The sequence below is a fragment of the Mesorhizobium sp. M1A.F.Ca.IN.020.06.1.1 genome (assembly GCF_004023265.1).
Lineage (GTDB): Bacteria > Pseudomonadota > Alphaproteobacteria > Rhizobiales > Rhizobiaceae > Mesorhizobium.
Genome location: NZ_RZSR01001365.1, coordinates 1 through 1,133 on the forward strand (window position 1 = coordinate 1; position 1,133 = coordinate 1,133).

Sequence of the window (1,133 nt, forward strand, 5' to 3'; positions counted from 1 at the left end):
CTGCTGCACATAGACCGTGATGATCGGCTCGATCGACATGGTTGCAAAGGCGAGCAGCATGCCGGTCGTCAGCATCGCGACGACCGGACGCTTGTCGGGAATCTGTGCCCAGCCGCTCTTCGGCTTTGCCGACGAGACAGGTTTGGGAGCCGGCGGGTTTTCCTTGATCAGGAAAGTCGTGGCCAGAAAAGCGAGAAAGATGACAGCGCCCGACAACAGGAAGGTGGCGCGGATGCCGATCACCGGCGGCAGCATGCCGCCAAGCAGCGGTCCGACAAGCGAGCCGGCCGTGATGCCGGCCGACAGCACGCCGAGCGCCCAGCCGGAGCGCTCCTTTGGCGTCTGCATGGCCACCAATATCGTCGACCCCGAGGAGTAGCCGCCGGCAAAGCCGATCAGGAGCCTCAGCAGCACCAATTGCCAGACGCTCTCGACCATACCGGTCAGCGACATGCAGATCGCCATGCCGAACGAGGCGCGCACCAGCATCAGCTTGCGGCCGTAACGGTCGCCGAGCCGCCCCCACAGAGGGGCGACCAGCGCCGCCGCAAAGAAGGTGGCACCGTAAGCAACTCCTGACCATTGCACGATTGCCGCGTGCCCTTCGGCACCCAGCTGTTCGACATAAAGCGGCAGGAACGGCAACAGCAGCGTCATGGCAATCAGCGTGCTGAACGAGCCGGCGAAGCAGACGGCGAGATTGCGTCGCCAATGGATATTGTAGCCGCTCTGGGTGCTGTTTTCTGCCATGTCATGCCTACTTGGTTGTCCGGGGTTGTTCCGGATACCGTTTTGGGATACCAGATCGGTATCCGTCATGAACCTCAACCCCGCCGCTGTCAATGCGGCGCCGAAGAGCGGAACGACAAATGTCGCAAATGCAGAATGTCGAAAGGCAGCTTCGCGAAATGATCCTCGGGCTCGAGATCGGCCCGGGCGAGCGGCTGACCGAGCGTTGGATCGAAAGCCGCTTCGGCGCCTCCCGCACCCCGGTCAGGGCGGCGCTGCTGCGCCTCGAGACCGAAGGGCTGATCGCTCGTGACGGCCGCGGCTGGACGGTGGCGCCGATCAATCTCGCCGAGCTCGGCCAGATCGCTGTCTACCGCGAGGCGGTCGAGGTCGCGGCGGTGCGG

The 1,133-nt window shown here is 64.0% G+C and carries 2 protein-coding genes; one reads left to right on the forward strand and one right to left on the reverse strand.

The annotated features are described in order from the left end of the window. Window positions 1-819 (reverse strand): MFS transporter (locus tag EOA60_RS34040; RefSeq protein WP_348632748.1); only part of this gene is annotated, 819 nt, incomplete at its 3' end. 50 nt (window positions 820-869) lie between these two features. On the opposite strand from EOA60_RS34040, the gene EOA60_RS34045 reads away from it, so the two are divergent. Beyond that, on the forward strand, window positions 870-1,133 hold a 264-nt coding region (locus EOA60_RS34045; RefSeq protein ID WP_164899815.1), incomplete at its 3' end, for a GntR family transcriptional regulator.